General features: G+C 57.4%; 17 protein-coding genes. 8 read left to right on the forward strand and 9 right to left on the reverse strand.

Going from position 1 to position 23,056, the window contains the following annotated elements; all coding sequences use genetic code 11:
• The 4 genes from dnaK to HEQ60_RS09915 all read left to right on the forward strand — a co-directional run.
• A partial coding sequence (gene dnaK / locus HEQ60_RS09900) for a molecular chaperone DnaK (protein WP_168071528.1) occupies window positions 1-1,341 on the forward strand: 1,341 nt, incomplete at its 5' end.
• A gap of 134 nt (window positions 1,342-1,475) precedes the next feature.
• A complete protein-coding gene (gene dnaJ, locus HEQ60_RS09905; RefSeq protein ID WP_168071529.1) occupies window positions 1,476-2,603 on the forward strand; it encodes a molecular chaperone DnaJ in 1,128 nt (375 codons plus the stop codon).
• Between the two features lie 303 nt (window positions 2,604-2,906).
• Window positions 2,907-4,487, forward strand: a complete 1,581-nt coding sequence (locus HEQ60_RS09910; protein WP_168071530.1) for a methyl-accepting chemotaxis protein — start codon at window positions 2,907-2,909, stop codon at window positions 4,485-4,487.
• On the forward strand, window positions 4,484-5,275 hold the full coding sequence (locus HEQ60_RS09915) for a substrate-binding periplasmic protein (RefSeq protein WP_168071531.1): 792 nt from the start codon (window positions 4,484-4,486) through the stop codon (window positions 5,273-5,275). Before HEQ60_RS09910 ends, HEQ60_RS09915 begins: the two co-directional genes overlap by 4 nt.
• On the opposite strand, the gene HEQ60_RS09920 is transcribed toward HEQ60_RS09915, so the two are convergent.
• On the reverse strand, window positions 5,272-7,422 hold the full coding sequence (locus HEQ60_RS09920; RefSeq protein WP_168071532.1) for a transglycosylase domain-containing protein: 2,151 nt from the start codon (window positions 7,420-7,422) through the stop codon (window positions 5,272-5,274). The two genes, HEQ60_RS09915 and HEQ60_RS09920, sit on opposite strands and share 4 nt — an antisense overlap.
• Before the next feature lie 284 nt (window positions 7,423-7,706).
• Between HEQ60_RS09920 and HEQ60_RS09925 the strand changes: the two genes are divergently transcribed.
• Window positions 7,707-7,952, forward strand: coding sequence for a hypothetical protein (locus HEQ60_RS09925; protein WP_168071533.1), 246 nt, complete (start codon window positions 7,707-7,709; stop codon window positions 7,950-7,952).
• A 39-nt stretch (window positions 7,953-7,991) separates the two neighbouring features.
• On the opposite strand, the gene gyrB is transcribed toward HEQ60_RS09925, so the two are convergent.
• From gyrB to dnaN, 3 genes are read right to left on the reverse strand one after another with little or no spacing between them, the layout of a single operon-like run.
• Window positions 7,992-10,421 carry a DNA topoisomerase (ATP-hydrolyzing) subunit B gene (gene gyrB, locus HEQ60_RS09930; RefSeq protein WP_168071534.1) on the reverse strand — a complete coding sequence of 810 codons (2,430 nt, stop codon included), beginning with the start codon at window positions 10,419-10,421 and terminating at the stop codon, window positions 7,992-7,994.
• Between the two features lie 57 nt (window positions 10,422-10,478).
• The gene (gene recF / locus HEQ60_RS09935) at window positions 10,479-11,618 is read right to left on the reverse strand and encodes a DNA replication/repair protein RecF (protein ID WP_168071535.1); all 1,140 of its coding nucleotides are present in this window, start codon (window positions 11,616-11,618) and stop codon (window positions 10,479-10,481) included.
• Window positions 11,611-12,729 carry a DNA polymerase III subunit beta gene (gene dnaN, locus HEQ60_RS09940; protein ID WP_168022994.1) on the reverse strand — a complete coding sequence of 373 codons (1,119 nt, stop codon included), beginning with the start codon at window positions 12,727-12,729 and terminating at the stop codon, window positions 11,611-11,613. The genes recF and dnaN overlap by 8 nt, the downstream gene beginning before the upstream one ends.
• A gap of 881 nt (window positions 12,730-13,610) precedes the next feature.
• Between dnaN and HEQ60_RS09945 the strand changes: the two genes are divergently transcribed.
• Window positions 13,611-14,837 (forward strand): calcium-binding protein, encoded by a 1,227-nt coding sequence (locus tag HEQ60_RS09945; protein WP_168071536.1) that lies wholly within the window; start codon window positions 13,611-13,613, stop codon window positions 14,835-14,837.
• 527 nt (window positions 14,838-15,364) lie between these two features.
• Here the strand turns inward: HEQ60_RS09945 and dnaA are convergent.
• The 5 genes from dnaA to mutM all read right to left on the reverse strand — a co-directional run bounded on the left by dnaA (window position 15,365) and on the right by mutM (window position 20,163).
• Window positions 15,365-16,870, reverse strand: coding sequence for a chromosomal replication initiator protein DnaA (gene dnaA, locus HEQ60_RS09950; RefSeq protein WP_168071537.1), 1,506 nt, complete (start codon window positions 16,868-16,870; stop codon window positions 15,365-15,367).
• A gap of 744 nt (window positions 16,871-17,614) precedes the next feature.
• Window positions 17,615-17,887 carry a 30S ribosomal protein S20 gene (rpsT, locus tag HEQ60_RS09955; protein ID WP_066133970.1) on the reverse strand — a complete coding sequence of 91 codons (273 nt, stop codon included), beginning with the start codon at window positions 17,885-17,887 and terminating at the stop codon, window positions 17,615-17,617.
• Window positions 17,888-18,063: 176 nt separating this feature from the next.
• On the reverse strand, window positions 18,064-18,840 hold the full coding sequence (locus HEQ60_RS09960; RefSeq protein WP_168021008.1) for an enoyl-CoA hydratase: 777 nt from the start codon (window positions 18,838-18,840) through the stop codon (window positions 18,064-18,066).
• Between the two features lie 68 nt (window positions 18,841-18,908).
• A complete protein-coding gene (locus HEQ60_RS09965) occupies window positions 18,909-19,298 on the reverse strand; it encodes a hypothetical protein (RefSeq protein ID WP_168071538.1) in 390 nt (129 codons plus the stop codon).
• A gap of 16 nt (window positions 19,299-19,314) precedes the next feature.
• Window positions 19,315-20,163, reverse strand: a complete 849-nt coding sequence (gene mutM, locus HEQ60_RS09970; protein WP_168071539.1) for a bifunctional DNA-formamidopyrimidine glycosylase/DNA-(apurinic or apyrimidinic site) lyase — start codon at window positions 20,161-20,163, stop codon at window positions 19,315-19,317.
• An 86-nt stretch (window positions 20,164-20,249) separates the two neighbouring features.
• Between mutM and ubiE the strand changes: the two genes are divergently transcribed.
• A complete protein-coding gene (ubiE, locus tag HEQ60_RS09975; protein ID WP_168071540.1) occupies window positions 20,250-21,071 on the forward strand; it encodes a bifunctional demethylmenaquinone methyltransferase/2-methoxy-6-polyprenyl-1,4-benzoquinol methylase UbiE in 822 nt (273 codons plus the stop codon).
• 15 nt (window positions 21,072-21,086) lie between these two features.
• Window positions 21,087-22,631, forward strand: coding sequence for a 2-polyprenylphenol 6-hydroxylase (ubiB, locus tag HEQ60_RS09980; protein ID WP_168071541.1), 1,545 nt, complete (start codon window positions 21,087-21,089; stop codon window positions 22,629-22,631).
• Window positions 22,632-23,056 lie beyond the last annotated feature (425 nt).

Genomic DNA, 23,056 nt, shown 5'->3' on the forward strand with positions numbered 1-23,056 from the left:
GTTGTTGTGTACGACCTGGGCGGTGGCACGTTTGACGTTTCCATTCTGGAAATTGGTGATGGTGTTTTCGAGGTCAAGTCTACCAACGGTGATACGTTCTTGGGGGGTGAGGACTTCGATGCCCGGATCATCGGTTATCTGGCAGACGAATTCAAAAAGGAGCAGGGCATTGACCTGCGCCAGGATCGCTTGGCTCTCCAGCGTTTGAAGGAAGCTGCCGAGAAAGCAAAAATAGAGCTTTCGTCAACGGCGCAGACCGAAGTGAACCTGCCCTTCATTACGGCGGATGCCAGTGGTCCGAAGCACCTGAATGTCAAGTTGACCCGTTCCAAGCTGGAATCCCTTGTTGAGGACCTGATCGAGCGGACTATAGAGCCTTGCCGCAAGGCGCTGGCTGATGCTGACCTGAAAGCTGGTGATATTGCCGAAGTTATCTTGGTCGGTGGTATGACCCGCATGCCGAAGGTGCAGGAAGTGGTGGAGCGCTTCTTCGGTCGTAAGCCGCACAAGGGCGTGAACCCTGATGAAGTTGTTGCCATCGGTGCGGCTATTCAGGGCGGTGTCCTGAAGGGTGAGGTCAAGGACGTTCTTCTTCTGGATGTGACCCCACTGTCTTTGGGAATTGAAACGTTGGGTGGTGTATTTACCCGCCTGATTGATCGGAATACAACGGTTCCGACCCGGAAGTCCCAGACGTTCTCCACGGCCGAGGACAACCAGAATGCCGTGACTATTCGCGTGTTCCAAGGTGAGCGCGAGATGGCGGCTGACAACAAGATGCTGGGTCAGTTTGACTTGGTTGGTATTCCTGCCGCACCGCGTGGTGTCCCGCAGATCGAGGTAACGTTTGATATTGATGCCAATGGTATTGTCAACGTTTCGGCCAAGGATAAGGCAACCAACAAGGAACAGGCGATTCGTATCCAGGCTTCCGGTGGTTTGTCGGAAAGTGACATCGAGCGCATGGTCAAGGAGGCCGAGGCAAATGCCGAGGCCGACAAGAAGCGCCGTGAGGTTATTGATGCCCGTAATCATGCCGATGGCCTCATCCATCAGGTTGAGAAGGACCTGAAAGAGCATGGCGACAAGATCGATGCTTCCCTGCGGTCCCAGATTGAGGCAGATATTGCTGCTGCGCGTGCGGTTCTTGATGGTGATGATGCTGCGGCGCTTAAGGCTGCAACAGAGACCCTTATGCAATCTTCCATGAAGCTGGGTGAGGCTATGTACAAGGCCCAGCAGGCGTCTTCTGGTAGTGCCGAGGGTGCTGCTGCGGGTCAGAAGGACGACGGTGTCGTCGATGCTGATTTTGAGGAAGTGGACGACTCAAAGGGCAAGTAAGGCTATATCTCTGAGTCCGGGATTTCCGGCACAATGAAGCGGCGTCAGCCGTTATGGAGTGACTTCGACTGCCCCGCACACGCCCCAGTGGCTGTTTTGTGTGCGGGGCAGTCGTCCCTGTACAGGGCGAGCCAATGAGCAGAAAAAGGGATTATTACGAGATTCTTGGCGTCAGCCAGGATGCGGATGCCGGGGCAATAAAGAAGGCCTATCGGTTGCGGGCCAAAGACTGCCACCCTGACTTATTTCCGGGTGACGACAAGGCTGCAGAGTCTTTTCGTGAGCTGACTGAAGCTTATGAAGTGCTGCAGGATGCCCAGAAACGCGCAGCGTATGATCGCTTCGGTCATGATGCCTTTTCACAGGGTGGCGGTGGGGCGTCCGGCTTTGGCGGTTTTGATTTTGGCGGCGGCTTTGCCGACATTATCGATGAAGTTTTCGGCAACTTTGCCGGTCGTCAGCGCGGGGGGCCTTCCCGTGGCGCCGATGTTCGCTATGACATGTCCATAACCCTGGAAGAGGCTTTTCTGGGTAAGACCGCCACGATCACTCTTTCCACGGCAACGTCTTGTGGAACCTGCAAGGGCAGTGGTGCCAAGCCAGGAACAACACCGACAACGTGCTCCACGTGTCGTGGCCAGGGGCGTATACGGGTCCAGCAGGGCATGTTTTTGGTTGAGAGAACGTGTTCGTCGTGCCATGGGCGGGGAAAGACGATCACCGATCCTTGTTCTTCCTGCCGTGGTTCCGGGCGCGAAAATCGGGAGCGTACCCTCGAGGTCAAGATTCCACCGGGTGTCGAGGATGGAACGCGCATTCGGTTGTCGGGTGAAGGGGAAGCCGGGATGCTGGGTGCACCGTCCGGTGATCTTTATATTTTCCTGACCATTCGTCCACATCGTATCTTCCAGCGCGAGGGTGCTGATATCTACTGCAGGGTGCCGATCACCATGACAACAGCCGCCCTGGGTGGCAACATAGAGGTTCCTTCCATTGATGGTGGCCGCGCACGGGTTACGATTCCGGCCGGAACCCAGTCCGGTAATCAGTTCCGGCTGCGTAACAAGGGGATGAGCGTCCTGCGTAGTCCGAAACGTGGGGATATGATTGTTCATGCCCAGGTTGAAACTCCTGTCAACCTGACCGATGAGCAGAAAGACCTTCTGCGTCGTTTCGATGAAGCGGGTGGAGGCGAGACCAGCCCCGAGAGCACAGGATTCTTTCGCAGGATCCGGGAACTTTGGGATGATCTGACCGATTGATGACTGGTCTGTGTCCGTGGAGTTTTCCGCCCGGTCAAAGCCGTGTTCCCGCCTTCCCGGCAGGAACACGGCTTTTCTGCCTTTCTAGCCCTGAAAGAGTTACGGAACCCGGGTATCTGTGGGGCTTGTGTTTTATTTTGCAGGTATAGTGATTTTGCCCCGGTTTATAGCCGGGTGGGTCGCTTGTACCCTTGTCCCTGTTTGTATTGCCTTTTGTCCTGGTGACAGGGTGCGGGACAGGGTGGAAGCCTTTTGGGCAGTACATGAGGAATGGCGTTACAGGTGTCCTGACAGGAGTAAACCATGTCCGAGCATCCAAAGAAAACGACAATCGCCGTGAAGCTGATTGCCGTGATTGCTTCCGTGGTTTCAGGGTTCCTGATTATTTCAACCGTTGCCAGCGTCATTGTAACAGACCGCCTGATGGGCAAGGCTGTGGATACCCGTGCTTCTCTGGTTGCCAACCTTCAGGCTGCAGCCATGGTTCAGCCGATCTGGGATTTCAATCTTGAGGTTCTGCAGCAGCTGACCAACGCCCTTGCGGCCGATCCGGATTTTGAGGCTGCCTGGGTCACGGATGATACGGGCAAGGTTCTCAGCAAGAAGATGGCCGGAGATATAGACTATACAACTCTTGAACAGGATGCTTTGCCATCCAGTGTCTCCATGATCCACCAGTCGGTTGTTCGGGAAGACAAGCAGATTGCCACCCTGCATATCGTTGTCAGCGACCATTCCAAGCAAGCAGCCCGCCAGAGTGCGATTTTTTCCGGTGTTGTGATCATTATCCTCAGCAACCTGATCCTGGTTGTTATTCTCTTTGCCATTATTCGGCAGATCACCCGTCCCTTGGTTGATATTGCTGCCGTCATCGATGAGCTGGCGGCTGATCGACTGGACGTTGAGGTTCCCCACAAGGAACGTACCGATGAAATTGGCTCCATTGCATCTGCTGTGGGGACATTCCAGCAGAATATGAAGCGCAACCGCGAGCTGGAACGCGAGGCGGAAGAAGCCCGCGAGCAACGCCGCCAGAGAACAGCCCTGCGCGAGAAACTTACAGCAGCTTTTGATACGGCCGTAAGCTCCATGTTACAGACCCTTTCAGGCAGTGCGGAGGAAGTCTTCGGGTCCTCGGATACCCTGCAGCAGGCAGCGGATCGTACCCGTGACGAGAGCCAGGCCGTCAATCATTCTGCCGAGCAGGCCTCCCTGGATATTGAGGCTGTGGCAACGGCAGCGGAAGAACTGGGAGCCTCCATTGGTGAAATCAGCCGTCAGGTCGAGGACAGCACCCACATCACGGCCGATGCGGTACGGGGGATTGAAGGTGCAGCCAAGACCATGGGTATCCTGTCAGAAGCAACAGGGCGGATTGGTGAGATTGTCAACCTGATTACGGATATCGCCAGTCAGACCAACCTCCTTGCCTTGAATGCAACGATCGAGGCGGCCCGCGCCGGTGAGGCCGGCAAGGGGTTTGCCGTTGTCGCCAACGAGGTCAAGAGCCTGGCAAACCAGACAACCCGTGCCACAGACGAAATTGCCCGTCAGATTACGGCTGTCCAGAAAGCATCGGGGGATGTCAGCTCGGCCATTCGCCAAGCTGTGGGGACCATTCATTCAGTGGACGCGGTTGTTGCCAATATTGCTTCGGCTGTTGAGGAACAGGGTGCGGCAACGCGCGAGATTGCCCGCGCTGTGGGTGGTGTTGCTGCGGGGAACCGCAGTATCGTCGACCGTATCGGGGAAGTGTCTACAGCGGCAGCCAAGACAGGCGACATGTCTTCCAGCATGTACCGTGTTGCCGAAGGGCTGAAAAGCGAAACGGAGAACCTGCGCGACTGTGTCGAGAAGTTCTTGCTGGACATGCGTTCCGCATGAGCAGGCGAGGTGGGGACAAGACACAGGTCAGGCATGGCTCTGCCGTTCGTGCGTGTGCCATCACCCTGTTATCCTGCACATTTCTTCTTATGGCCCCGGTATCCCGGGCCGGTGAGCTGCGGCTCAGCACCTTGGAATGGCCTCCCTATACCGGCGAGGCCTTGCCCGGTGCCGGTGCGGCTGCGGTTGTTTTGCAAGAGGCAGCCAAGCATGCTGGAGATACCTTCAGTACAGCCTTCTATCCTTGGCAACGGGCTGTTCGCATAGGGTTGGAGAGTCCTGGGTATGTTGGTTACTTCCCGGAGTATATGTCCCGGAATCTGGACAATCAGTGCCTGTTCAGCAAGCCGATTGGCATTGGTCCCTTGGGGTTTGCACAGCGCAGGGACAGGCCGTTGTTATGGAATACGCTGGATGATCTTGTATCGGTACCGATTGGCACTGTTTCGGGCTATGTCAATACAGCTGACTTCGATGCCCGGGTAGCTGCTGGCCGCCTGAGTACGGATACAGCGATTGATGACGTCAGTAACTTGCGCAAGGTTATTGCAAAAAGGATTGTGGCTGCTGTGGTTGACCATAACGTGATGGCCTATCTGCTGAAAACAGACTCATCCCTGATTACGGAAGGGGATGTCCTGGAATTCAACAGCCGGCTTCTTGAGAACAAGACCTTGCACGTGTGTTTCCGTAAGACGGACGAAGGGGAAGCGGCCCGTGCCCGCCTGGATGCGGCCCTGTCTGCCCTAGATGTCTCGACGATTTTTGAGAAAGCCTTGGTGTTCTAACGGCGTCCGAACATGTCCTGCAGGCGGTCTATCTCATCAGCGGGTGTCCAGGTTGCCGGGGGTGTCTCGTCCCGGTCATGATCCGGGTCCGAAGAGGATCGTGACGATGGTATCGGGCGTGCGGGCAGGCCGCGGTGAATGTCCTCCATGACCTGTTTCCACACCTGTGCAGGCAGGGTTCCTCCCGTAACCCGCTTCATCGGGCTGTTGTCGTCATTACCAATCCAGACACCGGTTACATAATCTGCTGTATAGCCAAGATAGAGGGCATCGCGGTAGGTCTGGCTGGTGCCTGTCTTGGCCCCTGCCGGCCGGTCAAGAGTTGCGGCTTTTCCAGTTCCCCAGGACAGGACACCACCAAGAAGCTGGTTCATCTGCGCCACAACATTCGGGCGTATAACGCGTGTACCGGCTGTACCGATGCGTTCGTAAAGGACTTGTCCATCCCGCGTGGTGATATCAAGGATGGAATACGGATAGGCGGCCATGCCTCCATTCGCCAGGGGAGCATAGGCAGCGGTCATGGCCAGCAGGGTGTTGTCTTCTGTTCCCAGGGCCATGGCCGGGCTTTCTTCCCCGACGCGGGATACGGAAAGGCCCAGTCGGCGGGCTGTGCGTGCCACGGTGCGTAGACCTGTTTTCATGGCAACCCGGACAGCAACCGTATTGATCGAGCGGGCGACAGCCTCGCGTACCGTGACATCTCCGCGGAATTGGCGGTCAAAGTTCTGCGGCGACCAGTTGCGGATCGTCAGGGGTTCATCCTGAATGATGTCATCAGGTGAAAGACCCTGTTCCAGAGCCGCGAGATATACAAATGTCTTGAACGATGATCCGGGTTGCCGGGTTGCTTGCGTTGCCCGGTTGTACTGACTGGTACTGTAGTCCGTTCCGCCCACAATGGCGCGTACAGCCCCATGCGGGCTCATGACCACAACAGCCCCCTGCGTGGCGTGGCGTGCTGCGCCGTATTGGTTCAGTACAGCATTCAGTGCATGCTCTGCACTTTTCTGGGTTTGTTTGTTGAGCGTTGTTCTTACAACAAGGTCGGTATCGACCGTGCCGACCAGGTCATCGAGTTGATCCAGGACAAAGTCACTGAAATACCGCCCGGTATGACTGCGGGGTGGCAGTGAAGCCAGATAGCGTTCCCCTTCAGACGAGGCGTGTTCGGCCTGCGCTTGTGTCAGAACGCCCGACGCGACCATGGACTGGAGGACAGTTCTGGCCCGTGCATGGGCATTGGCCTTGTTATTTTCAGGGTTATAGCGGGATGGAGCTTTCAGCAACCCGGCCAGTACGGCGGCTTGATAGGGTGTGACATGGCGCGTGGACACTCCGAAGTATTTTCGGGCGGCAGCTTCCATGCCATAGGTCCCGGCACCCAGATATACGCGGTTCAGGTACAGGCTGAAGATCTGCTCCTTGCTGAAGGTCCATTCCAGCCACAGAGCGAGCATCAGCTCCTGGGCTTTACGTTTGAAGGTACGATCACGGGTCAGGAACAGATTCTTGGCGGTTTGCTGCGTAATAGTGGAGCCACCCTGTACGGTCTGTCCCGCCTGCCAGTTGGTCACTACGGCTCGTAAAAGTCCCAGAGGATCAATGCCCGGGTGACTGTAGAACCGCCGATCCTCAATAGACATAACCGCTTCTGGTAGCCAGTGGGACATGGCATTGACCGGTACAACATCGCCATATTGGTCCCCATACGTTGCGACCAGGGCCCCGTTCTCATCGACAAGGGTAATGGAAGGCTTGCGGGTCATGGCTGCTGCGAGGTCAATCCGGGGCAGGTCGAGGGCGAACCAGCCCAGTATCAGGCCAACGACCATGCACCCCCACAGCATGATGCTCAGGGTCCAGCGTGTCAGGCGCCAGACAAGGGAGCGTGAACGGCGCGTATTCTTTTCCTTGCCGATTTTTCTTGGTTCTGGCCCTCTTCGTGCCGATCGCTTTGGCTTGGGTCCTGTGTTCTTTGCCTGCCTTGGCCGTTTTGCTGTCCGGAGCTTGCCGAATATTCTGGCCAGACTGCTGCCATAGGCCGCCCGCGATGACAGCATACGGTTCCTGATGTCATCCGGATCAAGGCAGATTCCGGGTGTTGCAGGGTCAGGAACGGGGCAGGGGCCAGAAGGAGACATCATATCCGGTTTTCTATGTGTTCCGGGTGGGAGAGGGCACAGAAAGGTCCCGGGACTACAAACTGTGACCGAAGCAAGGGCTTGATACCCGAGACAGAAGCCTGATGCAAAGGTATCCCCCACAGCTCCTGGTTACGCTTCTGTCAGGATCATGAAGTGACAGGATATTTTCTCCCCCGTACTTGGGGCAATCGTATGGCTGTTTGTGCTGCAAGGTACGGAAATTGGCGAATCGTTGCTTTTTTTCTGCTATTCTGCCCTTCCATTCCCAAGGAGAGAAAGCCGCAATGAAGACAGCGCCTGCCTTGATGATCAATCTGTCCGAGGATCTCTACCTGCGTCTGCAAGCTTTGGCGGAGGCTGGGCAGTGTCAGCTGGAAGAGTTGGTCTTCCGTGCTTGCGAAGACTTTGTCGAACGCGAGGAGGAGTTTCTCCAGGTTCGCGACACCCTGGAATCCGGTCAGGATATCCGGGTGACCGTTTGTGTCCCCAATGCTCCCCTTGGTGATGTTTCCCCGGTTCCGAAGGGATAGCGGTGTCAGCCGCCTCTCCCTCCGTTCCCGCGTTCTGGATCAGATATCCAGATTGGTGACTTTCAGGGCATTGTTCTGGATAAACTCACGCCGGGGTTCCACAACATCACCCATCAAGGTGGAGAACACTTCCTGGGCCTCGTCGGCGTGGGCAACCCGGACCTGAAGAAGGCGCCGTACGTTGGGGTCAAGGGTTGTTTCACGCAGCTGCTCCGCGTTCATCTCTCCCAGCCCTTTGTAGCGCTGTATGCTGATACCCTTGCGCCCGGCTGACATGAAGGTATTGACCAGCCCGACAGGACCCCGGATCGGATACTGGTTGTCCCGGATGCGCAGCGTGGCTTTTCCGTTGTAGATTTCGCCAAGGCTGGCCGACATTTGGTCCAGGCGGCGGGCCTCGCCAGAGTGAGCTAAAGCGCTGTCGATGGCATGGCTCTCCGTTACACCCCGCAAGGTGCGCCGGAACAGCAGGCTGCCGCTGTCCGTGACTTCACCGCTCCAGCCCTTTTCATGCTCGACTTCCAAGTTGTCCAATCGTTGGCAGATGGTATCCATAACAGGCTGGTTGTTGTGTGTTGATGCCAGAAATTCCGGACTCAGGGCGCCGGCTATGGCGGCCTGTTCCAGGATACGGTTCGGGACCCGGCTCGACATGCGGCCCAGAAGAGTCCGAACCTGCCGGGCCTGGGTTATCAGCTCACGCAGGTGGGGACCGGCAATCTGCTGTCCGTCCTGCAGAACCAGAACAGCTTCGCTGATGGATACATCAATCAGGTATTCTTCCAGCTCGCGATCATCCTTCAGATAACGCTCCGAATTGCCACGTTTGGCCCGGTACAGTGGCGGTTGGGCGATATACAGGTGCCCCCGCTCGATAATATCGGGCATTTGCCGGAAGAAGAATGTCAGCAAAAGGGTACGGATGTGGGAACCATCCACGTCCGCGTCGGTCATAATGATGATCTTGTGGTAACGAAGCTTCTCGATATTGAAGTCATCGCGTCCTATGCCGGTTCCCATGGCGGTGATCAGGGTTCCGACTTCGGCACTGGACAGCATCTTGTCAAACCGTGCCCGTTCCACGTTCAGGATCTTGCCGCGCAGGGGTAGAATGGCCTGGAAGGCCCGGTCCCGCCCTTGTTTGGCTGTTCCACCGGCGGAGTCGCCCTCGACCAGGAATAGTTCGGACTGTGCCGGATCGCGGTTCTGACAGTCGGCCAGTTTGCCGGGAAGGGAGGAAATATCCAAGGCTCCCTTCCGGCGTGTCAGTTCACGGGCGCGGCGTGCGGCTTCACGTGCAGCAGCGGCTTCGACTACTTTCCCGATAACTTTGCGGGCATCGGACGGATGCTCTTCGAACCACTCTGCAAGCTTTTCGGACACAACGCCTTCCACAACGGGGCGTACCTCGGACGAAACCAGCTTGTCCTTGGTCTGGCTGGAGAACTTTGGATCAGGAACCTTCACGGACAACACGCAGGTCATGCCTTCGCGCATGTCATCGCCGGTCGGCTGAACTTTTTCCTTTTTCAGCAGACCGGTTTCCTGAGCGTAGTGAGAAATTGTCCGGGTCAGTGCGGCCCGCAATCCGGCCAGATGGGTTCCACCATCCCGCTGCGGGATGTTGTTGGTAAAGCAGAGCGTGTTCTCGTGGTAGGCATCGGTCCACTCCAGCGCGATTTCCACGCTGATACCATCGCGTTCGCCAGTGATCAGAACCGGCTTGTCGTGCAGGGGCTGGCGCGCCTTGTCGAGATAGTGGACGAAAGCCTCTGTGCCGCCTTCATAGTGGAAGATAACAGTTCCGGGTTCCCCGTGGCGTGCATCGGTCAGGTGAAGGGTCACGCCGCTGTTCAGGAAGGCCAGTTCGCGCAGCCGGTGTTCCAGCGTTGTAAAATTGTATTCTGTTATGGCGAAGATAGAAGGCGATGCCAAAAACGTAACTTCTGTACCGGTCCGGTCGCCACATTCCTTGACGCGTTTCAGCGGCTTGACGGTCTCCCCATGTTCAAAGCGGACATAGTGCTCCCAGCCATCGCGCCAGATACGCAGGTCAAGCCAGTCTGACAGGGCATTGACCACCGACACACCAACGCCATGCAACCCACCGGATACCTTGTATGAATTCTGGTCAAACTTGCCGCCGGCATGCAGCTGGGTCATGATGACCTCGGCGGCGGAAACCCCTTCCTCCTTGTGGATATCCACCGGAATACCGCGTCCGTTGTCGCGCACGGTCACCGAGCCGTCGCCATTGAGGATAACATCCGTACGATCGGAATACCCGGCCAAGGACTCGTCAATCGCGTTGTCCACGACCTCGTAGATCATGTGGTGCAGGCCGGATCCGTCGTCGGTATCGCCGATATACATGCCCGGGCGCTTGCGCACGGCTTCCAGTCCCTTCAGGACCTTGATGGAATCCGCGTCATATCCGTTGGTGGTGGTGGCGTTGGCAGCTTCGGTCATGGGTTTGCGTACTCACTTCGTCCTTGCTTTCCCCGCTGGCTGGCGGGGAGGGGTATTCTAGTGCAATTGGCCGTCAGAAACGTCAAAAAACTGCGCCCGGTTCCCAAAGGGTTCAAACAGGGCCCGGTCTGTTCCGGTCAGCCATGCCTGGGCACCCAGTGCAATCAAGGCTTCATACAGGGCCTCGCGGCGCTGTGCATCCAGATGGGCGGCCACCTCATCCAGCAGCAGCAGTGGGGCTGTTCCCCGTTGTGCGCCCTGTATCCTGGCCTGGGCCAACAGGATTGACAACAAAAGTGCCTTTTGTTCGCCGGTGGAGCATCGGGCAGCAGGCTGGTCATTGCTGTGGTTGTGTACCATCAGGTCAGTGCGGTGTGGTCCCTCGGCCGGCATTCCGGCACTTTCCCGGTGGCGGTTCTGGCACATATGCTGGCGGAAAAGATCCTCGACATCGGTTGCCGGGTGATCTTCCAGCAGGCTTTCAAGCCACCCGTTCAGCCCGAGATCGGGCCGGGGGAAGGGCGGCGCAACCCGTGACAAGGCCCGGTTCAGCCGTGTTATGATATCTTGCCGGGCTGCTGCTATGGCAACCCCGTGCGATGCCATGGTGTTCTCCAGCAGGGCTATCCAGGCAGGATCATTGACGTTGTCCCGCAGCAGACCGGTTCTTTGTCTCAGTGCTTTCTCATAGGCCGACAGGTGCCCGACATGTCCGGGATACAGTCCGAAGACCAAGCGATCCAGGAAACGACGTCGCCCCGATGGGCTTTCGGTAAACAGCCGGTCCATCGCCGGTGTCAACCAGACAATGGACACGATATCCCCCAGTTCGGTCTGGCTGCGGGCATTGATCCCGTTGATGCGCACAACCCGCCGATCCGAAGTGCCGGGATCCCTGCCGGTTCCCAGATCTACAGGACCATCGGCGGTGTGCACGGTTGCGGCAATACCCCAGCCCCCTTGCATGCCCATGGCGTGACCACTGCGCGTGACGTCCTGTAGTCTGGCGCGACGAAGACCGCGACCAGGAGCCAGGAACGACAAGGCTTCCAGCAGATTGGTCTTTCCGGATCCATTCGGCCCGGTCAGAACAACTGGCGCCATTCCAGCTTCCAGTTGCAGACTGTTCCAACCGCGAAAATCAGTCAGGACCAAGCGGCTGACGCCAATGGCCGGAAAAAGGGACGCGTCAGACACGCACCGGCATCAGCACATAGACCGCCGTGTCATCCGCAGATTCACGGATAATAGCCGGGGATGCCGTGTCAGCCATCGACAGGCGGGCCGCGCTGCCCTCTATTTGTGACATGATATCAAGAAGGTAGCGACTGTTGAAGCCAATCTCCAGAGGCTGGGCGCTGTAAATGCACTCCACCTCTTCCTGGGCATTCCCGGCCTCGGCATTGGAGGCCGAGAGCGTCAGGGACCCATCCTCGATCCTGACCTTGATTGTGCGGTGCTTGTCACCTGAAACGGTCGAAACCCGGTCTACGGCGTCGGAGAATAGCTTCTTGTCTACTTCCAGGTGCAGGTCGTTGTTATGCGGAATAACCTGTTCGTAATCCGGATAGGTGCCTTCTATCAGCTTTGATGTCAGGACGGCACTGCCCAGAACAAATCGGATCCGGCTTGTTGAGAGGGATACGGAGACATCCGCGTTTCCCTCCTCCATCAGCTTGCGCAGCTCGGAAACGGTTTTACGGGGCACGATCACTCCGGGCATGTCCGCCGCACCTTCCGGCAGGGCAATTTCTGCCTTGGCCAGACGGTGGCCATCGGTGGCAACTGCCCGCAGGGCAGGGTTGCCATCAACAACAGCAGTGTGAAGGTAGATTCCGTTCAGGTAATAGCGGGTTTCTTCTGTAGAGATCGCGAAACGGGTGCGATCCACCAAGCTTTGTATATCGCTGGAGGATACGGCGAAGGTATGGCTGTAGCCACCTTCTTCCATCGTCGGAAATTCTTCCACGGGAAGGCAGGACAGGGAAAAGCGCGACCGCCCGGACCGCAGGGTCATCTGGTTCCGCTCGCTGTCCCAGGACATTTCCACTTGGCAGCCATCGGGTAGTTTTTTGACAATTTCAAACAGGGTATGGGCGGGTGCCGTCGTGGCACCGTCACGCTCTACCGAAGCCGGGATGCTTTTGACAACTTCCAGATCCATGTCGGTGGCGTTCAGGGCCAGCACACCATCCCGCGCCTGCAGGCGGACATTGGACAGAATGGGGATTGTGTTGCGCCGTTCAACAACGCTTTGAACGTGGCCAAGGGACTTCAGAAGGGTGCTGCGTTCGATGGTCAGTTTCACGGTCGTTGTCACCTGGCACTGGAAAACGGGTGTGGGATCCTGCTTCGGCACAACCGAAACAGACCCCCGCCTGAGCCGGCTTGTTCAGCCTGTGGACCAAACGGGGGACGGGAGTATATCACAGGCTCTGCTGGCTCAAAGAGGTTTTACGCATAGTGAATGCGTGCCGTGTTACACATTAAAGTTGCTCGATATTGACATTCTTGTGCCTTAAGGTTTTGTTTGTCGGCAGGGTTTAGAAACCTGTCGATAGAGGTCCAAAAACCTCGTACATACCCAACGCAGACAGTCGCCTGTATTGCGCGGCGACTGTCTGTACGGTGACGGACTGTGCTCACGGTCCGTGCGCTCCGCTTTATGGCGGGAGGGCGGCGAATAGAACACCCGCAAGGGAAATAAGCCCACCTGATATCCCTGACGTTGGGCAGTGTTATTGGGTTTTTGGCCTCCCGCCACCACGTGTGTTGTCAGCGCATGTGGTGGCCGGCGTCTTCGTGCGCTGAACCGGGGACCCGGTGTGGCTTCCCCCTGATGACCATCCTGCCCGGCTTCCTTGCTCCCCGCCGGACAGGGACATTGGGTCCCCGGTTTTCGTGTGTAAGAGCTCCGGTACGAGAGTTGGGTATAAGTGCAAGGATTGCGATCCTCGCTTGACTTCCGCACATCGTGCATCTCGTATGAAACGAGCGGAAAAATTGTTAGAATTCAAATCACTTTAACCATTCTATACAGACTGCTAATGTCGTTCCTATGCAGGCTCTTGATCAGAGTGCGCTGTTTGCATTCCACCACCGTGATGCTGAAAGTGCCGACTCTGGTCAGATTCCCCCTTCATCAAAACCGGTATGCAACTGGTTGCTCAGAAACACGAGAGGTACACAATGTACGCACGTACTAAAGCCTATGACCCTTTCTCCCTGGATTTTCCAGAGTTGACCCCATTTACCCCGGTTGCGGGAAGAGCCTATGCCCCTTCCATCGCGCCTGCATTCAGGCCATATAAACCCGGTGCCTTTCTGGCCTCAGGGCAGACACATCATGATGCGGCGCAACCCTTCTCCTTCAGGCCATCAAAGCCATATGCAGACAGAGCCACTTTATCCTCCCGGGACTATGCTCTGCCCGCAGATGAAAGCCGCTTCCAGAATGCACGTCCCGTAAACTCGTTCTCTTTTGGCGAACTACGTGAGCCCGAACAGAGCCGGTCACCCATGCTTTCTTCCATCACGTCATACGGCATCCACAACCAGAAAGATCGTGACGCTGATCTGTATGGATTAAACGACGACAGCATATTCTCCTATGGCACCCAAGAAGATGATGTTCTGTACGGTAAGAGAGGGGATGACTGCCTGAACGGCAATGCCGGCAATGACCGTATCTATGGCGGAAAAGGGCACGACGTTCTGAGCGGGGGAGACGGGCACGATACCCTCTATGGCGGCGCGGGGAACGATACTCTGTCTGGTGGCCGGGGCAATGACCACCTGGACGGAGGCCTGGGAAAAGATCGCATTGATGGAGGCGAGGGCATTGACACACTCGACTACTTCTCTCGACACGAAGATATCAAACTGTCCCTGAAAGGCAGCCAGATTTCCAGCGTTCTGGTCTGCGGTCGGCGTGAGGACAGCATTTCCAATATCGAGAACGTCAATGGTGGCAGTGGAAACGACCACATGACCGGTGATGATCAGGTCAATCGCCTGAACGGCGGGAAAGGCAATGACACACTGATTGGCCGGGGTGGCAATGACATCCTCAAGGGAGGCGATGGTCGAGACGCTCTTGATGGTGGCAAGGGTGACGATACCCTGGAGGGAGGCAACGGTGCGGATACATTTGTGTATCGGTCCGACGCCTATGGTGATGATGTCATTCTCGACTTTGATCAGGGAGAAGGCGACCGCCTTGATCTTCGGGCAGCAGGCTGGAGAGGAAAGGCCCTGGCCATGAGCGAAGATGGCCCGCAAGCCTATGGTATCTGGCTGGACTCCGAGCAGGATGGCGTTGTCTTGTTTGCCGATGTCGATGGCGACGGGGCGGAGGACTTCAGCATCACCCTTCTGGGTGTTGATGTGCTGAATCAAGACAGCATCCTGCTTTAAGCAAAAGCGCGGCACTTTCTCCCTGCCCTGATATGAAAAAGGTGGGGAGCAAGGTGGCCAAAATCTCTTGCGACATCAGGATCAAACATCCCACGCAAGAAAACCGGGGACCCGGTGTCCCTGTCCGGCGGGGAGCAAGGAAGCCGGACGGGATGGCCATCGGGGGGAAACCACACCGGGTCCCCGGTTCAGCGCACGAAGACGCCGGCCACCACATGCGCTGACAACACACGTGGTGGCGGGAGGCCAAAAACCCAATAACACTGTCCACGGTCAGATGTATCAGGTGGGCTTATTTCCCTTGCGGGTGTTCTATTCGCCGCCCTCCCGCCATAAAGCGGAGCGCACGGACCGTGAGCACAGTCCGTCACCGTACAGACAGTCGCCGCGCAATATGGGCGACTGCCTGCCGTGGATATGTACGAGGTTTTTAGACCTCTATCGACAGGTTTTTGGAACCCGCCGACAGGCATTACCCTATGGTAGTTTTGATCGTCAATCAAGCAATTATAGATGATGTCCCGCGCTCAGGTTTCCAGCATCCTGCGCAGCAGTTCCACATCCTCGGCAAAGGCGGTATCGCTGCTCATCAGCTGATTGATCTTTTTGACCGCGTGAATCACCGTCGTGTGGTCACGCCCGCCAAACTTGCGACCAATTTCAGGCAACGAACGGCTGGTCAGCTGCTTGGAAAGAAACATGGCAATCTGGCGTGGCCGGGCAATGGAGCGGGAACGCCGTGCGGAATGCATGTCTGAAACCCGGAGCTGGAAATGCTCTGCAACCCTTTTCTGGATCTCGTCGATGGTGACACGCCGGTCATTGGCGCGCAGAAGATCACGCAGCACATCCTGGGCTGTTTCCAGGGACAGTGCACGCCCCACAAGCTGGGCATGCGCAATCAGGCGGGTCAGGGCGCCCTCCAGCTCGCGGATGTTGGAGCTGATCTTGTGCGCCAGAAACTCCAGGACCTTTGGCGGCACGATAACGCCGGATGTTTCAGCCTTTGTCGACAGGATACCCAGACGCAGGTCATAGGTGGTGGGGTGAATGTCGGCGACCAAGCCAGACGACAGGCGGGAGCGCAACCGGTCGCCGATGTCATCCAGGTCAGCCGGTGACTTGTCCGCAGAAATCACCACTTGTCGTCCCTGGTCAACCAAGGCATTGAAGGTATGGAAGAACTCTTCCTGCGTTGTGTCCTTGCCCGAGATGAACTGGACATCATCAATCATCAGGACATCAACGGAACGGAACTGTTCCTTGAACGCCATCGTGTCCTTGTAACGCAGCGCCCGTACAAAGCTGTACATGAACTTTTCAGCAGACAGATAGATGACGCGCCGTTCCGGATGGCGGCACCGGATGGCGTGGGCGATGGCATGCATCAGATGCGTTTTGCCCAGACCAACCCCGCCATACAGGAACAGCGGATTGAAAACCGCCTGACCGGAATCCACGATCCGCCGCGCGGCCGCGCAGGCAAATTCGTTAGTGGCGCCGGTTACAAAACTTTCGAACGTGTAGCGCGGGTCGAGCGGTGCCGACAGGTCATCGGGCAATGCGGGGGCAGGCGCAATGACCGAAGGCATGGCAACCGGCGGGGCAACACTTGCCAGAAGGTCGCCTTGTTGCGATCCCTTTGATCTGGAATCCCTCACCGATGACGTGGATGGTGACCGACGCATCTGCACAGGTGGAGTCGGTGGCAAGGGGGCCTGTGCTACTGGCTGGCTTTTGGGCTGTACCGGGGCAGCGGCATTGACAGACAGGTTGACCTGCCGGATCGAAGGATCTTCCACGCTACACAGCGCCCGGATACGATCGCCATAATGGGTCATGATCCAATCCCGCATGAAGCGTGTTGGCACTGTCAGCTGCAAGGTTCCGCTGCGAACCCCGGAATGACGGATCGGAACAAACCAGTTCGCATAGGCCGTTTCGCCAAATTCTTCCCGCAGACGGGGCAGAATTCTGTCCCAGGAAAAAACGGTATCACGTTCTTCTTTTACCATCAGGTCTGCTGTCGTCATCTGCGTTGCCTCAAGCCCCGGCACTATGATGTTGTATCAGGCAGGGGGGCCAGCCCCGGTGTAACAGGCCAGGTATCATTCAGCATGCCCCCTCTGACAGGAACACATCTCCCCTGTCCGGCGGATGCATTGCTCCACACGCCGGGACCAAACAGGCGAACCCTGAACCGGGTTCTGTTTTGCTTCAGAATCCTTTCCGGAGAAAGGGTACGGCCACTGGTAATCCGCATATTCGCCCTGCAGGGAAGGCAGGGCGGTATACCGCAGAGCTGCACGTGTCCCTTGTTAAAAGGCCGCGCGGCCGTGTTATCGAGAATGGTGTAATCCGGTGACAAGAAAAGGATGGTGAATGAAGGACAGGGAGTGAAACAGGAAGGCCGACGTCCAGAAAAATCCTGGTGCCAGACCCGATCAGAGGGGTGACTCTATCCGCAAGACGCGTGCTCATTCAATGAGATCGAAAGGGGAACATGAAAAGTTTTTTTCTTGACGCCCTCAGGGGGTGAAAGCGGCATTCTGACCTGCCTGACTACGGTCCCAATACGGTAAGAACAGAGCATCGCAGAGTGATAACCGGGAGTCGTCACGCCATAGTGACATGACGAATCCACACCAAGACTCCGCAGCTAAGCACCGCAAGGACATCATGATCATAAGACGCAAAAGGCCGCATCCCGGACTTTAATCCAGGAGCGCGACCTTTCTGATACGGCGCAGCCCGAACGGCCGCCTGCAACACCCTTGTCAGGCGGCGGCAGGCAGAGCCTTGATCTGCGCGCTCAGGCGCGAGACCTTGCGGGACATTGTGTTCTTGTGGAACACGCCTTTCTGGGCACCACGCATCATCTCCGGCTGGGCGACCTTGAAGGCTGCATCGGCAGCTGCCTTGTCACCGCCGGCAACAGCCAGCTCAACCTTCTTGATGAAGGTGCGTACGCGGCTTTTGCGCGCATGATTGATGGCAAAACGGCGAGCGTTGCGGCGAATGCGCTTCTGGGCCGACTTGTGATGAGCCATAGCCTTGGATTCCGTCCAAATAAGAGTAACAGGTTCACGAATACGAAGCGCGCTTTATAGGCAAAGAGCGTCCTTCCGTCAACAGAGGAGTCCCGCTTCGGAACATGTTCCCCCCTTATTTTCCGGCTGACCGGGGTTCACAGGGGGTCTTGCCGCCGAGTCGGCCCCGCTCCTGCCTAGCGGTGCTTGAAGTTTGGCTCGCGCTTCTCGACAAAAGCAGCCATGCCTTCCTTCTGATCTTCGGTGGCAAAAGTGGCGTGGAACACCCTCCGCTCGAACAGAAGCCCTTCCCGCAGGGTGGTTTCATAGGCCCGGTTCACCGATTCCTTGATCATCATTGTCAGCGGACGTGACATCCGGGCAATTTTCTGTGCGGTCCGGATCGCATCCTCGCGGAGGGTATCAAGCGGAACAACGCGCGACACCAAACCGACATGCTCGGCTTCCTCGGCCGTCATCTGACGCCCGGTCAGGCACATTTCCATGGCTTTCGCCTTGCCAACAATCCGGGTCAGCCGCTGGGTTCCCCCCGCACCGGGCATCGTGCCAACCGTTATTTCCGGCTGCCCGAAGCGGGCATTGTCGGCTGCGATGATGAAGTCGCACATCATGGCAATCTCGCAGCCTCCACCCAACACATAACCGGCCACAGCGGCCAGAACCGGCTTGCGGCAGCTTGCCACACGTTCCCACCCCTTGGTGATGAAGTCTTCGGTATAGGCATCAAGGTAGGTCTTGTCGGCCATTTCCTTGATATCGGCTCCGGCAGCAAACGCCTTGTCTGATCCCGTCAGAACAATGGCCCCAATATCAGGGTTGCTTTCAAAGGCATCCAGGGCCGCCCCCATATCTTTGACCAAGCCGACGCACAGGGCATTGAGAGCCTTGGGCCGATTCAGGATCACCACACCTACCTCGCCGTGGGTTTCAACCAAGATATGTTCATATGCCATGCGCTTCTGGCTCCCTTCAGTCTTTGGTGCAAACCTGATAACAGGCTGTCCTGCTTTTTCTGTAAATTTTAGTCCACGGGCATAACCCGGAAACGGACAATGACATCCGTTTTGTTTTGCCCAACGTCCAGGACCAGCTCCTCGGCTTCCCGCCGGAAAAGAGTTTCTCCGGTCCGGGTCCATCCCAGCTGCGGCAACGTCCGGGCATAAAAATCCAGGACATCGGCAGGTAAGACCCGCCCCTTGGCTGTTGATTCGACAATCGTGCCGTAGGGGCTGTCAAAAACAGTCAGTCCACCTTCATGGCTTTGCAGTCCGGGCATCAGGGGCAGATCCTCGATCCCTTCGGCGAAATCCTGCACCGACGCGGAAGCGACCGCCGTGGCCAGTGCAATAGCAAGGGCAACAGTCAGGCCGAGAAAAAAGCGATGCACGCCAGAGGAGAAAAAAGGTCCCATGGCACCGGAGCGTACCCTAGCGTTGCCGCATCGCACAGAAAAATGTTGAGCGCCCGGCCTGAATGATCCGGCGCACACCGCCACCCTGTGTGTGGTCACAGGTACAGTCCGGACACGGCTGCCCCATGCGGTCATACACAGCGAACCGGTGCTGGAAATATCCCAGCTCACCATTGACCTGCATGTGGTCACGCAACGAGGATCCACCGGAGTCCAGGGCATCGGACAGAACCGACTGCACGGCCCCGGCAAGGAATCGGCATTCCCGCTCATCCAGGCTGTGTGCCGGACGATCAGGCGCAATGCCGGCCCGGTACAGGGCTTCGCTGGCATAGATGTTGCCGATTCCGGCAACCACACCCTGATCCAGCAACGCAACTTTCACCGGCGTACGGCGACGGGAAAAGGCCTGCACCAGAATGGATCCGTCAAACGCATCGGACAGGGGTTCCGGTCCCATGCTCCGTAACAAGGGGTGGCCGGGCAGTGCATTGGACGACACCAGAAGCAGCACACCAAAGCGTCGCGGATCGTGATAGGTCAGGGTATCATCACGATCGGTGCGAATGACCAGGTGGTCATGTTTTCCGATCGCTGGCTGTCCATCCTGTGCGGTATGAATGCGCCAGGATCCGCTCATTCCCAGATGCCCCAGAACACACATCCCGTCATCCAGATCCCATATGTAGTACTTTCCACGCCTGTGCACGCGCTGGACCCGTCGCCCTGTCAACCTTTGTTGTAACTGGTCTGGAAAGGGCTGGCGCAGATCGGCCCGGCGCACATCCACCTCTTGCAGGATGCGCTGTTCCAGAAATGGCACCAATCCACGGCATACAGTTTCAACTTCGGGCAGTTCCGGCATAAGGAAGTATTCTCCGGTCAGGAAAATTATGGTGTGCAGAAGGCTCCCTTATAGCGTTTCCCATCGGGTTGGGCTATCGTGCGGCCATGACGCACAAGAATACAGGACCTGCCGCTGATGCTGCTTGCGTGACCGATGAAGCCCCGTCGGCCCGGACCACGCATTTCGGCTTTCGTACCGTTCACGAGGACGAGAAAGAAGGCTTGGTGCGCGGCGTGTTCACCTCGGTCGCCCGTCGCTATGACCTGATGAACGATGTGATGAGCCTGGGCGTTCACCGCCTGTGGAAAGACCGCTTCGTCGATATGCTGGCACCGCGCGCCGGCATGCAGGTTCTGGATGTTGGCGGCGGAACCGGCGACATTGCCTTCCGCGTCCTGGATCGGGTGCGTCGCCGGGTACCTGACCTTGGCGGTACAACCGTACAGGTCTGCGATATCAACACCGGTATGCTGAACGTCGGACGGGACCGGGCGCTGGATCGTGGACACCCTGCCGGCCTGACGTGGATCAACGGTGACGCAGAAAGCCTCCCCTTTCCGGATGCATCCTTTGATGCCTATACCATCGCGTTCTGTCTGCGCAACGTCACCCGCATTGATCAAGCGCTGAGAGAAGCGCGCCGTGTCCTGAAACCCGGCGGACGCTTCCTGTGTCTGGAATTTTCCAAGGTTCTGGTGCCGGGCCTGGATCGACTTTACGATCTTTATTCCTTTGCCGTGTTACCCCGGATGGGGCAACTTGTTGCGGGTGACCGTGACAGTTACCGCTACTTGGCTGAAAGCATCCGCCAGTTCCCCGCCCAGAAAGAACTGGCAGACAGAATGGCTCAGGCTGGCTTGTCACAGGTAGCGGTGCATAATCTCAGCGGTGGTATTGCCGCCATTCACTCGGCATGGCGGATCTAGGATGGTTGGGGCCTGATGTTTTCTGCCTGTCGTAATCTTGCCCGCGTATTTCGTATCGGCCGGGTCTTGGCCCGTCACGACGTTTTGTTTCTTCTGGATGCCTTGCCGGTCGGGTCCTTGGTGGCAACCCTCCTGCGTCCCATGGTACGCCCTGCCGAAGGGCGGCCCGGACAACGCCTGGCGCGGGCTTTCGTTGAGCTGGGGCCAACATTCATCAAGCTTGGGCAGGCTCTTTCCACGCGCCCGGATCTGATGGGCGAGGCCATCGCGCAGGATCTGACAGATCTGCAGGATCGCCTGGAGCCTTTCCCGTTTGAAGATGTACGCCGGATTCTGACCGATGAGTTCGGGGAGCCACCCGAGTCCCTGTGGCAAAGCTTTGATGAAGTTCCGGTGGCTGCCGCTTCCATTGCCCAGGTTCACTTTGCCGTCACAACAGAGGGCAAGCCGGTTGCCGTCAAGGTTCTGCGCCCGGGTGTGGAGAAAATTTTCGCCCGCGATGTTGAAATGTTTTCCTGGATCGCCGCGATGGTGGAACGGTTCCGACCACAGTTCCGGCGGCTGCGCCCGGTTGAAACTGTCCGGACGTTCGAGGATTCGGTCACGCTGGAAATGGATCTTCGGTTTGAAGCCGCCGCCGCTGCGGAATTGGCAGAAAACTTCGCCGGGGATACCACGTTCCGCGTTCCGGCCATCGACTGGCAGCGCACCGGCCAACGGGTGATGACGCAGGAACGCATTGCCGGTATTCCCCTGGATGAACGGGAAAGAATCATTGCCGTCGGCCTTGACCCGCGCGAGGTGATTACCCACGCCGCCAATGCATTTTTCAACATGGTGTTCCGCGACGGGTTTTTTCATGCTGACCTGCACCCGGGAAATCTGTTTGTTGACGAGACCGGCACCATTATCGCGGTTGATTTCGGAATTATGGGTCGGGTCAGCGAGGAAACAAAGCGAACCTTGGGGGAAATGCTGCTGGGTTTCCTGACCGGTAACTACCGCCGGGTAGCAGAGGTTCATTTTGAAGCCGGGTGGGTGCCCGATGACAAGTCGATTGATGCATTCACCCAAGCAGCCCGTTCCATTGCTGAACCCATTTTTGGCAAGCCGATCAACGAAATTTCCATCGCGCGCCTGCTGGGGCAGCTGTTCCAGGTAACAGAGCAATTTTCGATGCAGACCCAGCCGCAGCTGCTGCTGTTACAGAAATCCATGCTGCTGGCCGAAGGTGTGGGACGCAAGCTGGAACCCGATATCAACATGTGGGAACTGGCTTACCCACTGGTGGAACGCTGGATGACCGACACCTTCGGTCCCGGTGCAAGGGTCAAGGGAACAGTGCATGGCCTGGCCCGTACTCTGGAGCGGATGCCCGCTGTTCTTGAATATGCCGACCGGGCAGCTGCGATGATGGCCTCCGGTGGATTGAAGCTGCATCCTGAAACGGTGCGGCAGCTTGGCGTCAGCCTGACCGGGGGGAATGGCCGCCGTACTTTGCCAACCTGGCTGCCGTGGATCCTGGTTGCGGGATTGGCGCTGGCCTTGATCGGACGATAAAACCAATAAGTTGCTTGATGTAGGATGCACTATAATCTAGAGTCTGTTTATCGGCAGGGTTCAAAAACCTGTCGATAGAGGCCCAAAAACCTCGTACATACCAGTAGCAGACAGTCGCCTGTATTGCGCGGCGACTGTCTGTACGGTGACGGACTGATTCCTCGCGGTCCGTGCACGTGTATCATGGCGGGAGGGCGGCGAATAAAACACCCGCAAGGGAAATAAGTCCGCCCGGTACTTCTGACTACTGGCAGTGTTATTGGGTTTTTGGCCTCCCGCCACCACGTGTGTTGTCAGCGCATGTGGTGGCCGGCGTCTTCGTGCGCTGAACCGGGGACCCGGTGCGGTTTCCCCCCGATGGCCATCCTGTCCGGCTTCCTTGCTCCCCGCCGGACAGGGGCACTGGGTCTCCGGTTTTCGGGTGC

The sequence above is a fragment of the Haematospirillum sp. H1815 genome, from assembly GCF_012102705.1.
Lineage (GTDB): Bacteria > Pseudomonadota > Alphaproteobacteria > Rhodospirillales > Rhodospirillaceae > Haematospirillum.

Excerpts from the sequence above, each read along its gene's own strand:
- dnaJ (WP_168071529.1), top strand. The coding sequence starts at position 1,476 with ATGAGCAGAAAAAGGGATTATTACGAGATTCTTGGCGTCAGCCAGGAT.
- HEQ60_RS09910 (WP_168071530.1), top strand. The coding sequence starts at position 2,907 with ATGTCCGAGCATCCAAAGAAAACGACAATCGCCGTGAAGCTGATTGCC.
- HEQ60_RS09915 (WP_168071531.1), top strand. The coding sequence starts at position 4,484 with ATGAGCAGGCGAGGTGGGGACAAGACACAGGTCAGGCATGGCTCTGCC.
- HEQ60_RS09920 (WP_168071532.1), bottom strand. The coding sequence starts at position 7,422 with ATGATGTCTCCTTCTGGCCCCTGCCCCGTTCCTGACCCTGCAACACCC.
- HEQ60_RS09925 (WP_168071533.1), top strand. The coding sequence starts at position 7,707 with ATGAAGACAGCGCCTGCCTTGATGATCAATCTGTCCGAGGATCTCTAC.
- gyrB (WP_168071534.1), bottom strand. The coding sequence starts at position 10,421 with ATGACCGAAGCTGCCAACGCCACCACCACCAACGGATATGACGCGGAT.
- HEQ60_RS09945 (WP_168071536.1), top strand. The coding sequence starts at position 13,611 with ATGTACGCACGTACTAAAGCCTATGACCCTTTCTCCCTGGATTTTCCA.
- dnaA (WP_168071537.1), bottom strand. The coding sequence starts at position 16,870 with ATGACGACAGCAGACCTGATGGTAAAAGAAGAACGTGATACCGTTTTT.
- rpsT (WP_066133970.1), bottom strand. The coding sequence starts at position 17,887 with ATGGCTCATCACAAGTCGGCCCAGAAGCGCATTCGCCGCAACGCTCGC.
- HEQ60_RS09960 (WP_168021008.1), bottom strand. The coding sequence starts at position 18,840 with ATGGCATATGAACATATCTTGGTTGAAACCCACGGCGAGGTAGGTGTG.
- HEQ60_RS09965 (WP_168071538.1), bottom strand. The coding sequence starts at position 19,298 with ATGGGACCTTTTTTCTCCTCTGGCGTGCATCGCTTTTTTCTCGGCCTG.
- mutM (WP_168071539.1), bottom strand. The coding sequence starts at position 20,163 with ATGCCGGAACTGCCCGAAGTTGAAACTGTATGCCGTGGATTGGTGCCA.
- ubiE (WP_168071540.1), top strand. The coding sequence starts at position 20,250 with ATGACGCACAAGAATACAGGACCTGCCGCTGATGCTGCTTGCGTGACC.
- ubiB (WP_168071541.1), top strand. The coding sequence starts at position 21,087 with ATGTTTTCTGCCTGTCGTAATCTTGCCCGCGTATTTCGTATCGGCCGG.